Origin of the sequence: Anabaena sp. PCC 7108, assembly GCF_000332135.1 — a bacterium.
Lineage (GTDB): Bacteria > Cyanobacteriota > Cyanobacteriia > Cyanobacteriales > Nostocaceae > Anabaena.
The window spans coordinates 4885789-4904476 of the sequence record NZ_KB235896.1; the positions used below are offsets into that span (position 1 = coordinate 4885789).

19 protein-coding genes are annotated in these 18688 nt (G+C 38.6%); 11 read left to right on the plus strand and 8 right to left on the minus strand.

What is annotated here, in order from left to right; all coding sequences use genetic code 11:
* Positions 1-570 precede the first annotated feature (570 nt).
* The 4 genes from ANA7108_RS0122855 to ANA7108_RS0122870 all read right to left on the minus strand — a co-directional run bounded on the left by ANA7108_RS0122855 (position 571) and on the right by ANA7108_RS0122870 (position 4024).
* Entirely contained in the window at positions 571-1095 is a 525-nt protein-coding gene (locus ANA7108_RS0122855; protein ID WP_237741541.1) for a DUF4276 family protein, read from the minus strand.
* 38 nt (positions 1096-1133) lie between these two features.
* Positions 1134-2318 carry an AAA family ATPase gene (locus ANA7108_RS0122860; protein WP_016953158.1) on the minus strand — a complete coding sequence of 395 codons (1185 nt, stop codon included), beginning with the start codon at positions 2316-2318 and terminating at the stop codon, positions 1134-1136.
* A gap of 82 nt (positions 2319-2400) precedes the next feature.
* Positions 2401-2985, minus strand: coding sequence for a Uma2 family endonuclease (locus ANA7108_RS0122865; protein ID WP_016953159.1), 585 nt, complete (start codon positions 2983-2985; stop codon positions 2401-2403).
* 118 nt (positions 2986-3103) lie between these two features.
* The gene (locus ANA7108_RS0122870; RefSeq protein WP_016953160.1) at positions 3104-4024 is read right to left on the minus strand and encodes a lysylphosphatidylglycerol synthase domain-containing protein; all 921 of its coding nucleotides are present in this window, start codon (positions 4022-4024) and stop codon (positions 3104-3106) included.
* 468 nt (positions 4025-4492) lie between these two features.
* On the opposite strand from ANA7108_RS0122870, the gene ANA7108_RS0122875 reads away from it, so the two are divergent.
* The gene (locus ANA7108_RS0122875) at positions 4493-5095 is read left to right on the plus strand and encodes a hypothetical protein (protein ID WP_016953161.1); all 603 of its coding nucleotides are present in this window, start codon (positions 4493-4495) and stop codon (positions 5093-5095) included.
* Between the two features lie 93 nt (positions 5096-5188).
* On the opposite strand, the gene larC is transcribed toward ANA7108_RS0122875, so the two are convergent.
* Positions 5189-6499: a nickel pincer cofactor biosynthesis protein LarC gene (gene larC, locus ANA7108_RS0122880; RefSeq protein WP_016953162.1), complete on the minus strand. Its 1311-nt coding sequence runs from the start codon at positions 6497-6499 to the stop codon at positions 5189-5191.
* 115 nt (positions 6500-6614) lie between these two features.
* Between larC and ANA7108_RS0122885 the strand changes: the two genes are divergently transcribed.
* The 6 genes from ANA7108_RS0122885 (at position 6615) to ANA7108_RS31450 (ending at position 13326) form a co-directional block, all read left to right on the plus strand.
* The gene (locus ANA7108_RS0122885) at positions 6615-7274 is read left to right on the plus strand and encodes an L-threonylcarbamoyladenylate synthase (protein ID WP_016953163.1); all 660 of its coding nucleotides are present in this window, start codon (positions 6615-6617) and stop codon (positions 7272-7274) included.
* 367 nt (positions 7275-7641) lie between these two features.
* Positions 7642-8862 carry a HetZ-related protein gene (locus ANA7108_RS0122890; protein WP_016953164.1) on the plus strand — a complete coding sequence of 407 codons (1221 nt, stop codon included), beginning with the start codon at positions 7642-7644 and terminating at the stop codon, positions 8860-8862.
* A 767-nt stretch (positions 8863-9629) separates the two neighbouring features.
* Positions 9630-11357 carry a mechanosensitive ion channel family protein gene (locus ANA7108_RS0122895; RefSeq protein WP_016953165.1) on the plus strand — a complete coding sequence of 576 codons (1728 nt, stop codon included), beginning with the start codon at positions 9630-9632 and terminating at the stop codon, positions 11355-11357.
* 27 nt (positions 11358-11384) lie between these two features.
* The gene (locus tag ANA7108_RS28315) at positions 11385-11768 is read left to right on the plus strand and encodes a lipopolysaccharide assembly protein LapA domain-containing protein (RefSeq protein ID WP_016953166.1); all 384 of its coding nucleotides are present in this window, start codon (positions 11385-11387) and stop codon (positions 11766-11768) included.
* A 41-nt stretch (positions 11769-11809) separates the two neighbouring features.
* Complete coding sequence (locus tag ANA7108_RS0122905; protein WP_016953167.1) at positions 11810-12742, plus strand: mechanosensitive ion channel family protein; 933 nt, start codon at positions 11810-11812, stop codon at positions 12740-12742.
* A gap of 389 nt (positions 12743-13131) precedes the next feature.
* Positions 13132-13326, plus strand: coding sequence for a PD-(D/E)XK nuclease superfamily protein (locus tag ANA7108_RS31450; protein WP_016953168.1), 195 nt, complete (start codon positions 13132-13134; stop codon positions 13324-13326).
* Positions 13327-13389: 63 nt separating this feature from the next.
* Here ANA7108_RS31450 and ANA7108_RS0122915 read toward each other — a convergent pair whose 3' ends face one another.
* Complete coding sequence (locus ANA7108_RS0122915) at positions 13390-14253, minus strand: DNA adenine methylase (protein ID WP_016953169.1); 864 nt, start codon at positions 14251-14253, stop codon at positions 13390-13392.
* Between the two features lie 164 nt (positions 14254-14417).
* On the opposite strand from ANA7108_RS0122915, the gene ANA7108_RS29150 reads away from it, so the two are divergent.
* The 3 genes from ANA7108_RS29150 (at position 14418) to ANA7108_RS0122925 (ending at position 16165) form a co-directional block, all read left to right on the plus strand.
* On the plus strand, positions 14418-14624 hold the full coding sequence (locus tag ANA7108_RS29150; protein ID WP_084776967.1) for a DUF751 family protein: 207 nt from the start codon (positions 14418-14420) through the stop codon (positions 14622-14624).
* 128 nt (positions 14625-14752) lie between these two features.
* Positions 14753-15151, plus strand: a complete 399-nt coding sequence (gene rbfA, locus ANA7108_RS0122920) for a 30S ribosome-binding factor RbfA (RefSeq protein WP_016953170.1) — start codon at positions 14753-14755, stop codon at positions 15149-15151.
* 777 nt (positions 15152-15928) lie between these two features.
* The gene (locus tag ANA7108_RS0122925; protein WP_016953171.1) at positions 15929-16165 is read left to right on the plus strand and encodes a DUF4327 family protein; all 237 of its coding nucleotides are present in this window, start codon (positions 15929-15931) and stop codon (positions 16163-16165) included.
* Between the two features lie 391 nt (positions 16166-16556).
* Here ANA7108_RS0122925 and ANA7108_RS0122930 read toward each other — a convergent pair whose 3' ends face one another.
* Positions 16557-16910 carry a hypothetical protein gene (locus ANA7108_RS0122930; RefSeq protein ID WP_016953172.1) on the minus strand — a complete coding sequence of 118 codons (354 nt, stop codon included), beginning with the start codon at positions 16908-16910 and terminating at the stop codon, positions 16557-16559.
* A 254-nt stretch (positions 16911-17164) separates the two neighbouring features.
* Between ANA7108_RS0122930 and ANA7108_RS0122935 the strand changes: the two genes are divergently transcribed.
* Positions 17165-18070, plus strand: a complete 906-nt coding sequence (locus ANA7108_RS0122935) for a cation diffusion facilitator family transporter (protein ID WP_016953173.1) — start codon at positions 17165-17167, stop codon at positions 18068-18070.
* A gap of 34 nt (positions 18071-18104) precedes the next feature.
* On the opposite strand, the gene ANA7108_RS0122940 is transcribed toward ANA7108_RS0122935, so the two are convergent.
* Positions 18105-18536, minus strand: coding sequence for a response regulator (locus ANA7108_RS0122940; protein WP_016953174.1), 432 nt, complete (start codon positions 18534-18536; stop codon positions 18105-18107).
* Between the last annotated feature and the right edge of the window lie 152 nt (positions 18537-18688).

Sequence of the window (18688 nt, forward strand, 5' to 3'; positions counted from 1 at the left end):
GTAGTATTTGAAAAGAAAACTTTTAAAACTACTTGCACAAAAGACGCAATTGATGGTGGAATAGATGAGGAGGTTTTTTTACCTCCAGATTCAGAAACCCTTGGGGGTGTGGCGGAATGGTAGACGCTACGGACTTAGAAAACTGAGCCTTGATAGAGAAATCTTTCAAGTGGAAGCTCTCAAATTCAGGGAAACCTAAATCTGTTTACAGGTATGGCAATCCTGAGCCAAGCCCAGAAAATTTTAAATTAAGATTTTATTTTGGTTTTCAATTTAAAATTCAGAGATTAAAAATTCAGGGAAGGTGCAGAGACTCGACGGGAGCTACCCTAACGTAAAGCCGAGGGTAAAGGGAGAGTCCAATTCTTAAAGCCTAAAGTTGCTCAAGTAACAAGGCAGCAGTGAAAGCTGCGGAAGAATGAAAATCCGTTGACCTTAAACGGTCGTGGGGGTTCAAGTCCCCCCACCCCCATTAAAAAATAATTTATAATTGTGAGTTTACTGATAACTGTGCAGTAAGGGAGAGCTTATCCTTCCGACAAAAGTGGTAAAGTATTGCTTCATGTTACTCTAGTTGAGAATTTTGTTGATGCCATCGAGAAAAACTTGAAAACTACGAGATTTGTTTTCAGTCAAGGATAAATAGGGCGCAATAGCTTTGGAGTGAGTACCGGGGTAATATTCTGGAACTAACTTTCTGAGTTCCTCTTTCGCGGAATTGAGTTGATCGGGGTTACGAAACTTGCTTTTATTTTGTTGTTGACTCAAACTTTCAGGTTTTAGTCCATAAGCTTTTTCAACTGCGACTAAATCACCCAAAAACCAAGATTCTAATTCATGACATATTATACGTATTAGTATATTTTGGTTTCCTGCATTTTGACAAATTTCTAAAAGTTCTGATTTGAGTTTTTTACAGTCATGGGAATCTTGATCATGAACAATGATAAATTTTGTTTCAGGTTGAAAATTAAAGGCTTTGATCTTCTTAGGAATTGATTTGGTAAGATCCTGTTTGCCTTGATGAGAGATACAAATATAGCTAATATGCTCAGGAATTAATTTTGGAAGAATAGTCTCTAGTACAGTTTTCATAGAAGGTTCTTCTAGTAAAAAAATCAGGTCATAGCTCATCAGGGGGCGACTCCTTCAAACCAGCCTTGATTCCAGAGATATCCGGGTAAATCTCCTGCTTTCACTAAGTTATTCAGAGTTTCATTATCACTGGCTCGAAAAATTTTGGTAATTCCTTGTTCTTTTGTCAACCAGAAAATACTTTCTAGGGGAACAGCATTAAGAAAGTCGGGGGAGTGGGTAGAGACAAAGACTTGTCCACCTCTGTGGGCATAACTGGCAAATTCTTCAGCAAGTTCGTGAAGCAAACTAGGATAAAGTTGGTTTTCGGGTTCTTCGACGCATAGTAAAGGATGGGGTTTAGGATCGAAGAGTAGAATTAAATAGGCAAACATTTTCATTGTGCCATCAGAAACATAGCGATCAATGAAGGGATCTTTAAAAGCTTGGTCTTGAAATTTGAGAATTAGTCTACCGTCTTCTGTTTCTTTTGCTTCTACTTTAGAAATACCGGGAACTCTTTCTTTCATTTTGTTGAGAATAGCTTGAAAAATGTCAGAATGGTTTTGATAAATATATTGAGCAACCACTGCCATATTATCACCTGTAGGAGTGAGGTGTTCGGCATAGGATACATCTTTGCTACCTCTGGCATCGCTGATATGGAAGTCGGAAACGTGCCAATTTTCAATTAGTGAACGAAAGGCACTAGCAGCTTTGAAGCGTTGAAATTGCCCCAATCCTTTAATTGCTAAGATGTCGCTAGATTCGAGTTGTTGTTCTTCGCGTTCTAATTCTTCGTCAGTTTGTTCAAAATTTTCTTCATTGGTGATCGCATAACCTTTACCTTTCTGGAAGTCGAGAAAGTGATAGGGAGAACCGTATTCGCCGCGTTTGTACCGAAGAATTTCTCTTTTAACTAAGGGTCGTTTTTCTTCTTGTCCAACAATTAAAATATAAGTAACAAGGCGCTCTGTCTCCAGAATTTTCATGCGGAATTTTAGTTCTATTTCGATATCTTCTTGTTCTTTGCCTCTGGTGACGACTTCATTAAATCCACCTCGGATCTGAAGGGCTTGACGAATGTTATTTTTTAGGGCATCGCGGAGAAAGCCAAAAATATCGAATAGGGTAGATTTACCTGTACCATTGGCTCCGATGATGACGCAAAAGGTGGGAATTTCTCTGATTTCTAGAAATTCAAAGGCTCGATAATTTTTAATTTTTATAGAAACAATTTTCATAACTAAATCTACCTTAAAAAGAAAGAATACTACTTATCTTGCTGCTATTTCTAGGGTTAGGACATTGGGTAATGTTTTTATTTTATTCCTCATTGCCTGGCTCAAGGGTTAAACCGCGATAGACTTGTTCTATGGGGAAACTGAGATTAATGCTCTTTAGTTCAATGATGTCGCCTTCTCCATAATTAATAATCATCCATTGTCCCGCATCATTTTTGTGATACAGGTCGATTTCGATGCTGGTGGAACTAACCAATAGGTAATCTTTCAATACGGCGTTATTTTGATACATTCTGAACTTGCTACCGCGATCATAGGCTTCGGTAGTTTTGGAGAGAACTTCAACGATTAAGCAAGGATAGGTAAAATAGTTGGAAGTATTTTTATCTCGTTCATCGCAAGTTACACTCGCATCTGGATAGGTATAGTTATTCGTCTCGACAATATTAACCTTGATATCAGAATTCCCAGTTATACAACCACTATTCTCTAAATGGGCATCAAACATGGAGGTGAAGCGGATAGCAATACGACCGTGATTGACGCTACCACCGCTCATGGCATAAACTTGACCGTCGATCAGTTCGTGTTTTTCTAGTTGCTTTTCTTCCCAAGTGAAATATTCTTCGGGGGTTAAGTTTGTGGGTTTGTCTTTGGCTGCGATCACGATGGAGTTAGCTCCTGTGTAGCGAAATTGATAGTATTATCTTATTTTATACAAACATTTTTTGGAGTCAGCTTTTTTAAATTGTTCGGTTTGATTGATTTGGCATTTTCAGCAAACCCTAATTAGCACGACGTTCATCGAGGGAAGCTAAAGTAGCGCCGGCGATTTCAGCTAAGATGCTAATGAGACGATAGAGAGCGATCGCACTAATTACTAAAGCAGTTGGGAAGTGATACTGTAAAATTGTCAGTGCTGTAGCTTCAAACACGCCTATTCCACCAGGCGCACCGGGAACAACCAAACCTAAAACCCAAGCAAAACTAAAAGCACCCAATAATAAAGGAATGTGGCTCAAGTTTAACGAACCCAGAGCAAACATAGTTAATATAAACCCAGTTCCACGCAGTCCTAAAAAAACCAATTCTCCTAACAACGGCTTTAGAGGATAGCGTTTAATATTTAAACTACTAATAGGCTGATTTTCAGAATTAGATTTTTTGGACTTTAATTTATATAAAAAGCGAATTACTGGATTCAAAACCCAAGGATGAAGCGAACTCAATACAATACCTAAACTCACCAATTGCAGAATTTGCACTCCGAAATTAGTATTATTAACTGCAAATTGACTACCGAATAAAACAACAATAATTAAAGCCGCAGCTGCCATAAGTAGCGGTTCTAGCAATACACTTAAAGTCGCTGCACCAGCAGAAACATTAGCATTTTTAGCCGCTAAAATTCGTCCGTAGTAGTGCCAAACATTACCAGGTAAATACTTAGCTATATTCGTCTTCAGATAAACTTGGATAAACTCAGAAATTGATACAGGTTCATTTAACTCTTGTAACACCCAAGTCCATATCCAACCAGCCCACGTATGTGCAAGTAAAGTTACACCTGTAGCAATTCCTAAAATTGCCCATCCTACCGCATCAATACGGATAGAAGTTACTCCTAACCAATTATCCTTCAGTGTTTTTCCTAAAAAAAACAGCGTCCCCCCCAAAATAAACCAACGTAAAATTTTTTTGATCATGATTTTCGTCAACACAGCCTTAAATCAACAATCATTATATTAAATAATATCTCTCTATAGCTAGATAAAAGTCATGGTTTCTGATCAGTAAAATGTGACCTACGCTAGAAGCAGATATCACTGCAAAAAAATTAATCTTGATTGAAACTGTTCACCTTAGAAATAAACTGAATGGCAAAAACTCCCATTCAATAGCAATTGAGAACCGTGACACGAGTTAGCAGAAAAAAATAGTTGCAGATATTGCCAAACATTAATTCGCAAAATCAAGATAGCTAGGTCCCGTTTCTCTACGAGAAGCTACACGGAATTTGTAATTGGTAATTACCATTCTGTCAGGTTTTTAGACTTTTCTAATGGGTGGCTTATTTACGCCGTACTGTACTAGAGGTAAATAGACTTTTAGTTTGTTGACTAATGCCTAATTTGTTTATGTAAGAGTCATTAAAAAACTACAAGGAGAAAAGCATGAAAACAGTAATTAATTGGTTTCAAAATCTGCGCCCACTCAAAACTTTAACAGTATTTTTGGCAGGAATATTTCTCTTTCTAGCACAAGCTTGTAATCGTCCTGGTATAGCTGCACAACCACCCCAGCCGACTGGACAACCACCGAATGTTCAGAAATATAATCCCACCACAGATTATACTATTCCTCCCTATGAAGGGGGAATCAAGAACTTTAGTGATGTAGATTCCAGAGCGAAAAAAGCAGAAAAAGCAGCCCAAGATAGAGCAGATGAGCTAATAGAAAAGGCTAAGAGAAATGTTGAAAGCAAAGGAATAGATAGTACTGAGCAATATGTCGATAATTATCGGACAGGAACACCCTTTGGTGAAAGAGTTAAAAATCTAGGTGAAGATGTAGGAAGTTCTGCAAAAGAATTAAGAAAAGATGTAACCAAGGGGACTCAGCGAGGAGTTGAAAATCTTCAGGAAAATGTTGGCAATGCTGCTAAAGACTTAACAAAGAACGTGCAACGCGGCACTGAAGATATTGGCAAAAATCTTCAACGCACAGCCGAGGATGCTGGTCAAGCAGTAAGAAGGACTGTAAGAGAAGCAGATTAAATATAATTCACGTTAATTCACGATTTTAGGGTGGTTAATACCCACCCTATGATGATTAAATAATGCCCTAATTAACCAACACCCACAAATAAATTATCTGCGTTTATCTGCGTTTATCTGCGTTTTTTGATCATATTTTTTCTCCAAATACCAATTATGTAGCGCCAAGCGTTGAACTTCCAGCCAGGGAATATTGTGTTTTCGTGCTAAATCTGCACAATCTTCATATTCTGGCTGTACATTAGTAATATTTTTTTCTGTTGCTTGTCCTTTCCACGCCACTTTAACACGCACCATGCCATAAGGTGTTTCCACTTCTTGAATTTCCCGTTGTAAAATGTGGCGTTTTCCAGAAGTTCGACGAATTCCTAAAGTAGTAGTTTCACGGAATAAAACACTTTCACAACTGGCTAATTGTTCTGAATGACAAATGACAGTTAACAAAATCCCTGGACGAGATTTTTTCATTCCTATCGGTTGAGTAAAGACATCAACTGCACCAGCAGCAAATAAAGCCTCAAACACATAGCCAACAGCTTGGGGATTTAAGTCATCAATTTGGGTTTCTAGTACAGAAATTGTTTCTAAATGCGGACTAGTATCCGTAAAATCAGGAATATTTGTCTGTGAATTCGTAGTTTCACCGAGCCAGAGGCGTAGTATATTAGGAACGGGTAAGTCAAGGGAACCTGCTCCTAGTCCCACTTTTTTGAGGGTCATTGGGGGTGGTGAACCAAAACTTCTTGCTAAAGTAGTAGTGATCGCAGCCCCTGTCGGTGTCACCAGTTCTCTGTCAATACCGTTGCTATAAACTGGACAACTCCGCATTTCCCAAAGTTTTAATACTGCGGGTACTGGTACTGCCATTTGACCATGTGCAGCCCGAACAGTTCCCCCACCAGTCGGAAATGGTGAGCAATAGATGAGGGGTAATCCTTCCTGATTGCTATCGATACCCAACCAATCTAACCCCAAGCAAGTACCAACAATATCCACAATCGCGTCTACAGCACCCACTTCATGGAAATGAACTTTTTCAGGTTCAATGCCGTGGACAGCCCCCTCTGCCAATGCTAACTGGCGGAATACAGCTAAACTCCAAGCTTCCGCCTGTGATGGTAACTTGGCTTTGAGAATCATCTTTTCTATTTCTGGGAGGTGGCGACCATGTTGGTGATTGTGTTCGTGGTGGTGATGGTGATGTAATAAATCTACATGGATTTTCGTTGCTTCCTGAGTTTGTCGATGAACAAGTTCTGCCCGTAATTGGTATTCTTGCTCAATTCCCAAATTGTTGAGTTTTGCCACTAAATACTCTAAGGGAACACCCAAACTTATTAAGGAACCCAGGCACATATCACCGGAAATACCTGTTGGACATTGAAAATAAGCAATTTTAGTCATAAATTAGTCACTGGTAATTGGGGAAAAGGTAATTGTAAATACTATTCACATTACCTTTAACCTATAACCTGTCACCTGTCACCACCCATCACCTATCACCGAATGAGCATCTTTTATGGCAAAAATTTTCACAATTCATCCTGATAATCCTCAAAACCGCCGAATAGATGAGATAAAGTTGGCGCTCTCTAGTGGCGCTATCATGCTCTACCCTACTGATACAGTCTATGCAATTGGTTGTGATTTGAATGCCAAGTCGGCGGTGGAAAGAGTGCGACAAATTAAGCAGTTAGCGAATGATAAACCACTGACCTTTTTATGTCCCTCACTTTCTAATGTGGCGACTTATGCCTTCGTAAGTGATACAGCCTATCGGATTATGAAGCGGTTGATACCAGGAAGCTATACATTTTTGCTACCTGCTACCAAGTTAGTACCGCGACTGGTACAAAGTCCCAAGCGTAAAACGACGGGAATTCGAGTGCCAAATCATATTGTCTGTTTGGCATTGCTGGAAGCGTTAGAAAATCCGATTATTTCCACTTCGGCACATTTACCACCAAATGATGTAGACGATGGAATAGTTGGAGTTAATCCAGATTCTATTCTGTCACGGGTAGAGCTATTTGACCGTTTGGATAACTTGGTAGATATTATTATAGACACGGGCGAAGAGCCGACTTCTGAAGTGTCTACCATTTTAGACTTGACGGATGAAGAACCAGTAATTACACGGAGGGGGTTAGGTTGGGAAGCAGCAGCAGCTTGGGTATAATAAGAGAGCTTTACAAGTGCAATCATCTGTTTCGGAAATTGTGATAAACATACTCCAGTTTTGAAATTTTCCTACTCACAGGCGCGGGGACTGGGGAACACGGGATGGCGAAAAATCTGGGCATTCCCTTGCTTTAGATTAGTTTTCCCACTCCACAAAGACCTATGTCTCAAATTTGATCTAGTTGCTGATAAAAAAAGCGACACAATTGACAGGCCCTTAACTTTTGAAATTTCCTACAGTCTTATAGGTGAGCAATATCTGTGGTGGGTCTTGGTAAATATTAGCAAGATTCTCCCATTAGAACTGTCCTTAAGTACTGTGTCTGCGTTTTAGTTAAGGTGCAATACCAATTTCAGGAAAAGTCATGAAAGCTAACCTCGTCAATCTGCCAAATTCTACACCTGCTTTTGACAGCGATGTTTCAAACGAAGACTTATCAGCTGGTAACACTGATACTTTAGTGCAACTGCTAGGTCAGGAATTGCAGACTCAAGTTAAAGCTTCGGTTGGGTGTGTGCAAGCTATAGCCGAGCGCATAGCCAAAGAAGTAGAACGCATTTGTGATAAAAGCTCTCGCATCCAAACTTCTGGGCAAATCAGGTCTTGGCAGATTACTTTAGCAAGACATCGAATACAAAAGTGCCTGCGTTACTACCAGTTGGGTTCAAGACAAGGACGTGTGGAATTACATAGTAGTCTAGGTGCTATTGTTTATCGCCACGTTACAATTGCCGGTTCAGAATTAGGTTTTGAAGCTCGTTACAATCTGATTGAAGATTTTCTCCAAGCTTTTTATATCGAAGCGATTAAAGCTTTTCGTCGGGAAAATGAATTACCGGAAGATTACACCCCCCGTACTCAGCTACAACTAGCTGAGTATATGGCGTTTACAGAGCAGTATGCTAAACGCCGGATTAATTTACCGGGTGGTGCTAATCAACAATTGATTGTATTACGCGCTCAAGGTTTTGCTCGCCGTCAGCCTCAAGAAACTACTGTAGATATTGAGATGGCTGTGGATTCAGCTAAGACTGAAGAAGCAGAATCTTATCAACGTAATTTGGCGGTGCAGCAGATTAGGTCGCAAATGGTTGCTAAACCTAATTTTGATCCATCTGAGGAGTCGGAACGCGATCGCGTGATTACAGAATTGATGAAATATCTGGAATCTCAAGGTCAATCTGATTGCATGGATTACCTGTCTCTCAAGCTGCAAGACCTCTCAGCACCGGAAATTGACCAAATTCTAGGCTTAACTAGCCGTCAGCGTGACTATTTGCAACAACGCTTTAAATACCATGTGGAAAAATTTGCCAAACAACACCATTGGCAATTAGTACATCAATGGTTAGGTGCTGGTTTGGAACATAAGTTGGGTTTATCTTCCCAGCAGTGGGATACTTTCTGGAATCAACTCACAGAACAGCAACAGCAAATCTTTAATCTGAAAACTGCTCTTGAGAATGATCAAGCGATCGCAAAAGCTGTCCAATGTACCCCCAAACAGTTACAAAAGCGCTGGACTCAAATGTTAGAACTAGCATGGGCTATTCGCAATGGTCATGCTGAAGTTAAAACCTGCTGAAGACAAGCTGAAATCACTCAATTTATCTGAAGCCCTGATCCACTTTATACACCTGTTTTTACAACACAAAAATCTCCTCTATTTCTCCCCCAGTAACGGGAGAATTAGAGAAGAAGGCGGTGATCATAACCAGTTAATACCCCTGGTTTGACCTTTTTCACATCTGACCACATCATTTCCTCTACAGTCTTTAGCAACATAGCCTTTATCTTTATCCCACTAAAAAAACTCCAATTTTCAAGATTGACATAGTTTGATTAAATACTATAAATATTTAAGTAGGGCTTGCTTAATAAAGCTAAAACTTAGATATATCAAGAGTTTGAAGGTAAAAAATGTGAATCAGGTGCAAGGAATAAGCGTTGAAACTGTTCATTGACCTATCACTTGACCAGATTTAAGACTCTTCTTCTAATTCTTACTCCTGACTCCTGATACCATTTCTTTATGAGGATGCGCTTTATTGGCGGATGTAGAGACGTTCCATGGAACGTCTCTACGGTATTTATTTGGCGCAACTTTACAGAGAATTGGTATGACTTCTAGCCCTAACAAAAAGACTTTTTCAGCAAGCCCTAAGTATATATTTTTGATTCGTTGTTTATTACACAGATTTTTTAGGAGTAATCTGTTTTCTTTAAAAACTTTAAGTATTGATTTAAGATAAGTGAACTTTTATGCTATTTCTTGTCAACTTGATTATTAATCATATATGTCCTTCTATACTAACTTAGCACAGAATAAGTTCATATAAGTAATAAATACTGATGAATAGTAGTAAAAAATATTTTATAAATAAATTCCTAACTTTGGCTTTGATGGTATTTATACTCATCATTGCTATACCTTTTGCCTATTCTCAGGATACTGCTCCACCCACTGATAAAACTCCAGCTGTTAGTAAGATAGATGGCGCTCCTGTAGTTTTGGGAGATCAAACATTATTTGTTATTAAAGCAGGTGTCGGGTCGTTTTCAGCATTAGAGCGATCGCAAGCGGTGACAAACAGAATTGAAATCATGGCTAAAGACCTAACAATTCCCGTTAGTTCCTTAAAAGTTTCTGAGCAACCAAATACAACAAATGTATTATCTGGTGATAAAGTCATATTTACGATTACAGATGGTGATGCAAAAGCCGCAGGTAAGACAACTCAAGAACTGGCTAATGAATATGTGCAAACAATTAGTACTAATATCACTAAATATAGACAAGACAGGAGCTTAAAAAATATTCTCTTTGGCGTTCTTTATACGGTTATTTCTACCGTTGTCCTTTTGATTGTTTTCAAGATTTTAAATCAGATATTTCAGAAAATATTTAATTGGGTAAGTAATTGGCAAGGAACAAGCATACCTGCTGTACGCATTCAAAATTTTGAGCTTTTGCCTGCATCACGAATCACCTATATTTTAAATAATATTATTAAGTCAATTCGCCTTGTAGTGGTACTGGGTATCCTCTTTATTTATGTTCCATTAGTATTGAGTTTCTTCCCCTGGACTAGAAAAATTAGCACAAATCTGTTGAGTTATTTATTTTTATCTTTGGAAGGTGCTATAGAGGGATTAGTTGCTTATTTACCTAAAGTAATTTACCTGGGAATAATTATTGTTTGTGCGTATTATATTATTAAGTTTATTCGACCTATTTTTAGAGAATTAGGTAACGGGAATTTATCTTTACCTGGATTTTACCCAGAATGGGCAGAACCTACTTTTAAACTAGCGTTATTTTTAATAGTCGCTTTGGCGTTAGTAGTGGCGATGCCTTTTTTACCTGGATTTGGTTCACCAGCATTTCAGGGAATTTCGGTCTTTTTGGGTGTTCTGCTATCACTCGGTTCATCCGCAGCTGTGGCTAACATTGTTGCAGGGGTGATTCTCATTTATACTCGCGCTTTTCGGATTGGCGATCGCATCAAGATTAACGATGCAATTGGTGATATCGTCGAGAAAACTTTGTTTGTCACCCGGATTCGCACTGTCAAAAATGTCGTCATTACTATCCCCAATGGGACAGTGCTAACCAGCCAGATTATCAACTATAGCGCTCTGGCTCAAGACCCCAACTATTATTTAGTTCTGCACACTACGGTAACTCTTGGCTATGATGTACCGTGGCGAAAAGTTCATCAGGTGCTAATAGATGCGGCTGTAGCAACACCACGTATCCTCAAAGAACCTGCGCCGTTTATATTACAAACCAGTTTGGATGATTTCTATGTTAGTTATGAAATCAACGCTTATACAAATCAGCCCGCGATTATGGCGAGAATTTACTCAGAACTCCATCAGAACATCCAAGATAAATGCAACGAAGCAGATATTGAAATTCTCTCTCCGCATTATTCAGCAATTCGAGATGGTAATCAAATCACCATTCCCGAAAATTACTTACCTAAAGACTACAAAGCACCGGGATTTCGCCTCTCTCCCCTCGACAGTCCATTAAATCCATCAAATGGCAAAGAATCTGGGTCAAATCAGCAATGATACGAAATTAATTGATGGAGATATACCATGCGAATACTGACTTTATTAGCATTAGCGATCGCGATCGCATCTGTGACTTTCGCACTGCAAAACTCAGCCCCGGTAGCAGTACAATTTTTAGGGTGGCGATCGCTAGACTTGTCAATGGCGCTAATACTTCTAATTACCTTTAGTTTTGGCGTATTATTTGGCTTCATTGTCTCATTATTTCCAGCCATCAAAGGTATGAGAAAAAGGTCTGAACTCATGCGGGAAATCGAACAACAGACCTACGAAAATGAAGACCTCAATCGTCAACTAACAGAAGCAAACAATCAACTTCAGGTGCTGCAATCTACACAACCACAACACTATTTACCTCAAGACACATCATCAAATTACTCCTCAGATGCCTATAGATGCCTATATTGAATGATATTCATTAGTAAAACAAATTATCAGGATTGCTAACGATGGACTTTATAAATACAATTCAACATTGGCTAAAAGACCCTGCTGTGGGAAAACTTATCCAAGTCTGCATAGCTGTTTTAGTTATTACTCTCATCGTCCGCGCCTTAAGTAATTCTGTACCTCGTTACATTCAGGATAATGATACCCGCTATCACCTCCGCAAGACAATCAACTTCATCGGCTATGGGTTGATTTTTCTGTTTGCTGCTAGTATATTTAGCGACAACTTCCGCCAGTTAACAGTCATCTTCGGGGTTATTGGTGCTGGTGTCGCTTTTGCTTTGCAAGAGGTAATTGCCAGCTTTGCAGGCTGGGTTGCTATCTCTTTTGGTCAATTTTATAAGCCTGGAGACAGAGTTTTACTTGGGGGAATTAGGGGAGACGTTATAGATATCAGTATTCTCCGTACCACCATCATGGAGTGTGGTGACTGGGTGAAAGCCGACCTTTATAACGGACGGATTGTGCGGATTGCGAATAGCTTTGTCTTCAAAGAACCCGTGTTTAATTATTCTGCCGACTTTCCTTTTGTCTGGGATGAGATTACTGTACCAGTAAAATACGGAAGCGATCGCCGCTTAACAAGAGAAATCATTCAACGAGTTGCAGATGATGTTGTTGGTGAGTACGTAATTCATGCTAGGGAAAGATGGCAAAATATGGTACATAAGTATTTAATTGAAGATGCCAGAATTGAACCAACTGTTACCTTAGCTGCCAATGATAACTGGATGGAATTTACACTACGGTATGTAGTAGACTATAAGAAGCGTCGAGGTAAAAAAGATGAACTTTTCAGCAATATCCTCGATGAGATTGATCTAACAGAGGGTCGAGTTGCTATTGCTTCCACAACTATTCATCTTGTTGAAACACCCACACTAGATGTCAGATTGTCAAAGAATGAAAATGGTTTTAAAACTCAAGTGTAAGAGCGGCTATGCCCTCAATCTACCCAACTGTCAGCAAATTTGCCCCTAATACCGAAACTAGAAATAGTCGTAACACCTAATAAATCATCTCGTAAATAATATCAATTTTTTTTTGTTTGCTATATTTGTTAATCAGTTAATTATGAGTTTATATTTAATTAAGCTATTTTTGCTACTTGTTACACTTGTATATGTACTAGAAAATGAGATGCCGAATGTGGGATTTATATCAATACATTTATTTTTGAGTACGCAATTACTATAATATTTCTGGTTTTTGATTGATTTATCTCATCAAAAATTCTTATACTCCATCATTTCCTGTCCCTTCTAAGGAATCCTAATATGAAGAACCTTTTTGAAGATAATCAGGATAAACATGACTCAAGGTGGAAAAGCGGTTACATCATCTAAATTTAAATATTCAAGATTGTTATCCAGCAGCAGCAATCGTATTAATTGACGGTGGAGGTATGAAACCACAAGCCATATCATGGTTAACCAAACAAGTTGGGTATAATCAGAATTTGCTCGCAGTTCATAATTTAAGTTCCTTTATTGCCTGGTCTAACAATCATATTTAATACAGCAGATTGCAGATCAATGAGGTACAGAATCAAAATTGAAACCTAGACACCAAGCCAGTTTTACTCCTGACTCCTGACTCCTGACTCCTGACTCCTGCTGTATGAAGTTACTAATACTTCAGTAATTTTTCCCCGCTTTTTAGCATTGGAATTAATTGACCTGGCTGCTGATATGGTATGAATATTGAAATTGCTATAAAGCTCACGAATAAATTTACAATCTGAATTAGATAGCATAACTTTCACACCACGTTCAGCTAATTTTACAAATACATCCCTTAATTCAACTTGCTGACTTTCAGCAAAAGCATAGCGACTGTAAGCCGTAAAATAGCTAGTTTCACTCACAGGATAATATGGTGGGTCAAAAAAGACAAAATCATCACTGCTAGTCGCATAATTTAAGACTTCGGTAAAATCGGCTTGTTGAATGTCTGCTTGAGAAAGTGCTTGTGATGCAATTCGCAAAACATCTTCTTGACAAATACCAGGATTTTTATATCTGCCCAAAGGCACGTTAAATTTACCTTGAGAATTGACCCGATAAAGACCATTAAAACAGGTTTTATTCAGATAAATAAACCGAGCCGCTTTTTCTAAATCAGTGCGTTCACAATAATTTCTGACATCATAGTAATAACTTGGATTATGTCCGATTTTATGTTCTTTTAGTAGTTCAATTAATTCTTGAACATGATCTCTAACACAGTGATAAGTAGTAATTAATTCGGCATTAATATCAGTTAAAATTGCTGTTTTAGGTCGCAGATGAAAAAACACAGCCCCTCCACCTAAAAAGGGTTCATAGTAAGTATGGAAATGCGGGGGAAAATAACCTTCATATTGCGGAATCAAGCGATTTTTACCCCCAGCCCACTTTAAAAAGGGACGTGGGCAAGTTTCTTTGGGGATTTGACTGACCATTTATTTATGATTCAACTAAAACTCAGCTACGTAAATAAAGCCAATATAACTAACGAATCATATTTTAGATGAATTGATCGATTTTCAGCACCATAGATTATAATTACGTTAAATAAGCACCTGAAAACAAACTTACATTTTATAACAAGGCAGTCTATATTCAAATGTTTGACGGATTTTGGGATAACGTCTTTCGCTACCCTCGGTACTTAATTAGTATCGTCTTAGGTCTTTTTCTGAACGCCTTTGAACCATTAAAGCCGCTTTTCAAACGCCCAATCACCTTAATTGCTATTTTGGGCTTTTTTATGGGGGGTTTATTTTTCTTAACGCTGACTCTCCGGGCAATGCTAGGTTTAAGTACTATCTAGACAAGGACTATACTATCATTGTTAATTTATTGGAAATGTTGCTGTGGGCTTTAGCCAATTTAAGCAATATCCTCTCAAAAAAAGCATCTATTTATGTTGTACAACCTCTGTGAGAAGGCGGAATTTATATGGCTACAAATCGCCGCGTTTCCCGCGTTGCTGAATTAATTAAACGGGAAGTTAGCCAAATGCTGCTCAACGGGATTAAGGATGACCGTGTGGGTACAGGAATGGTAAGTGTCACTGATGTGGACGTTTCCGGTGACTTGCAACACGCTAAAATCTTCGTCAGCATTTATGGGACAGAGGAAGCTAAGGCTGAAACAATGGCGGGTTTAAAGTCAGCGACGGGTTACGTCCGCAGTGAATTGGGTGCGAGAGTAAGGCTACGTCGCACGCCAGAAGTTCTGTTTATTGAAGATCGCTCTATAGAGCGAGGTACTAAAGTGCTGAGTTTATTAAACCAACTCCAGCAGGAGCGTCCAGTGGGGTTATCAGATGAAAATGAGCCAGATGTTCCCGAATAATTAGTTGAGAACTGACCACATACTGAGTCAGGTTTTTGAATCAGATACATAACCAGAAACCTGGCTCCAAACCAGGTTTTTAGTATCAAGTAGCGGCCAAGTTGATTAATAAATAGTAGAATAGGTTAAAAAAATGTTAATAGATGGGTTGCTATAAAAATTACAGGTGTAAATTATTCATTATAACTTGCAATAGTTTATACCCTATTTCCGGCAAAAAATTGCTGGGCTATTTTTTTGTGAAAACATTACAAATTAAAGTCTGAATAATTGCTTCTCAAAAAACCTATTTGTGTCATAGCGTTAGCCTTAATGAATAAGTATATCTCTAGCGAGATGCTAAAGCTATAAATTGGACACAATATTAAACCGTCAGAAGCGCTACTTCTGGTAAGTTTACCCAGAGAGATCATGCAGCGTGGGATCAATGACAGGAGCAAATTGGTACGCCCCTAATTCCGGGTAGTTAAGTTGTGAGTAGTCAGACAAGGTGATTATGACACCAACTGATTATCAAAACTAGACACCAAAATACTTTTCACACTGTCACCTGCTATAACTACCCAAGTACTCATAATGTGAAGGGTATTTATCAACAATGTTATGATTCCTTGACAAACTTAATATTTCTTTAGATAATTTACAGGTCTGTAGCGTCAAAATGATAATAGTTCCGTATAGCAAACTACAAAACCTAGCCACAGGTCTAATTATTGCCATCTTTGTTCCTGATTAACATTGGGAATACTATCTAAATGTAAATTTGTGAGTAAAAACATGAGTGTGAATACGGTGCCTTCTATCAATTACTACTCTCTGGATGTCATCCAGGACGAAGCACGCCAACTGGTACAAAAGGGAATGTTGAGCCGTCAGCAACCAATATATACACTCTGCCAATACATCCCAGCCAGAGAGTGGGTATGCGTTGAATGTGAATTAGAGAAATGTGACTTTTTGTTGCGCGATCGCATTGGTGATTTAATTGGTCGGGAAGAATGGGATAACGATTAGTCAAGCCTAAATTTTAGATTTTGGCTTGGGTGTTAAGTTTTGATGTATGGATGACATAACCAATTACTAGAACCTAAATCTACGGTACAGTCTCTAATTTGAATTTCTCAAGAAAGCAGAAAACCTACAGCCTAAATTTATACTACTTTTGCAGCAAGTGATATGTACGATTGGCTACGCCTACCCATTGCCTTTTGAAAGTAGTAATTGTTTTATTTATACTTGTTTAGAGTTAATGACTTTGAACAAGTATATTTTTTAATCGCAAATTATTACCTGACTTGAAAATAAGACCCCACCCCTAACCCCTCCCCGCTGTTTCGTGGAGGGGAATAAGAAGTTTTTTTTCATGTGTTCTGGTGTACGCAGTTCATGATGGCTACTTAGTCAGTTAACCAACTTGTTCTAAATACTGGTTAATATCCTCAATAACGCGAGTGAGTTCAGCTTCTGTAGTCACGCGAAGGTTAACGTTGCGAACAGTGAGTAGAACTTTAGCCGCAAAGGGAGTCGGCCAGATATTAGGATTGCAAAAAACTTCTAAAAAAACCTCACCAGTGTAGCGATATTCCAAAGGAGGTTGGGGAGTAAGTTTACCACCACCTGGGGTAGGTTTAACAGCAACAGCTTTCAGACTTGTCATTAATTCATCTATTGCGGCTTTTAATTCTTGTGCTGCTTGGGGTGAAAAACTGAAGGAGACAGAACCTTCACCTAGATTTAGTGTCAGAGGGGTAGAAGACATAGAGCTTTTTGATGTTTTTTTAACGTTGACTTACTAATGATAATAATCGTCTATTATCGACGATAATAATACCCAAATATATCAGGATAGCAGCTAATTTTAGTTAAAAAAAATCTCAATAAATTAGTAGTAAATTTAGAAGCTGTCGATAGACTTATTCCTTACAGAGTAAGACTTTGATACATTTTATTTGTGTTTATTTGTGAATTATGTTTTACAGTAGAAGTCATAGAACTTGATGTTATAAATTATCTATGACTTACGATAACCGTGCCGAAGTGCGAAAAGTTTTAATTATTACCCTATTACTTAATTTATTTGTAATGGGATTAAAAGCATTTGTGGGGTACTCAACAGGTTCTCTGAGTTTGTTAGCTGATGCATTGCATAGTGTGACGGATAGTGCCAACAATGTTTTAGGATTGTTTGCTAGTAAGTTTTCTTCCCCATATCCAGATCGAGAACATCCCTATGGACACCACAAATTTGAAGCGGTAGGAGCCTTGGGAATTTCGGCCTTCTTAGGAATAGCCTGTTTTGAGATTATCCAAGGAGCAGTGGAGAGAATTCTTAAAGGTAGTGAACCTGTAACAATAACAGCAGCTGAACTATGGCTATTACTGATTGTCTTAGGTGTGAATATTTTTGTCACCTTTTATGAACGTGGTGTAGGTAAGCGGATAGGTAGCCCAATTTTGATTGCTGATGCTACACATACAATGAGTGATGTTTGGGTGACGATTGCTGTACTTGGTGGTTTGATTGGTATTTGGTGGTTAAATTTTCAATGGCTAGATGTAGTCTTAGCCTTTCCTGTGGCTTTATTGGTATTTTGGAGTGGATGGTCGGTTTTAAAAGAGAATTTACCTTCTTTAGTCGATGAAATGGCGATCGCTCCCGAAGCTATCCATGCGATCGCTGTTGCTGTTCCTGGAGTGGTTAACTGTCATGATATCGCCTCCCGTGGCGTTCTTGGCCGCCAAGTTTTTATGGAAATGCATTTAATAGTAGATGCACCAGATGTAGAAACTGCTCACCGTATTACCGAAGAAGTCGAAAGCCAATTAGAAGCACGCTTTAGTCCAGTTAGGATTTTAATTCATGTTGAACCGCCAGCATACAAGTCTGAAAACATTAGCTTTGAACCGGGAGTAAAATAGTCTTGGTAAACGATCTCAACTTGTAAACCAGTCTTTAAAGAAAACCGTGTGATTTACTGAGTACAAATTGATTCAACTTGACTAAATTAGCGATAATTGCGACTAATTCACTTGGATCAACAGGTTTAGCTACATGATTTTGAAAGCCAGCTTCTAAGGCACAGATACGATCTTCACTATCTGTATAAGCAGTAAGAGCAATAGCAGGAACTCGTCCTCCTTGATTTACTTTGAGCGATCGCACCTTACGAATGAAGGTATAACCATCTTCTTCAGGCATAGCAATATCGCAGATTAACGCATCAGGTTGGAAATTAGGTAGTATTTCTCTAGCAGAGGCAGCTGATGGAACTGCTTGAACACTGGCTCCATCAGCTTCTAAAACCGTAGTTATGTAAAAACGGCTATCCTCATCATCATCAACGACAAGAATGCGTAAGCCAGCCAAGGGGAGATTAGCTTGCATAATATCTCCATTAGTGTTGGGAATTGAAATAAGAATCTTAAATCAGCTTCTTGTTCTATCCTCAGTCACCACACACTAAGAGTAATTTTACTGCGATCGCTGCTCATTTAGCTAAAATAAAAGCCCAAACTGTACGCTTCAGTGTAGGTAGT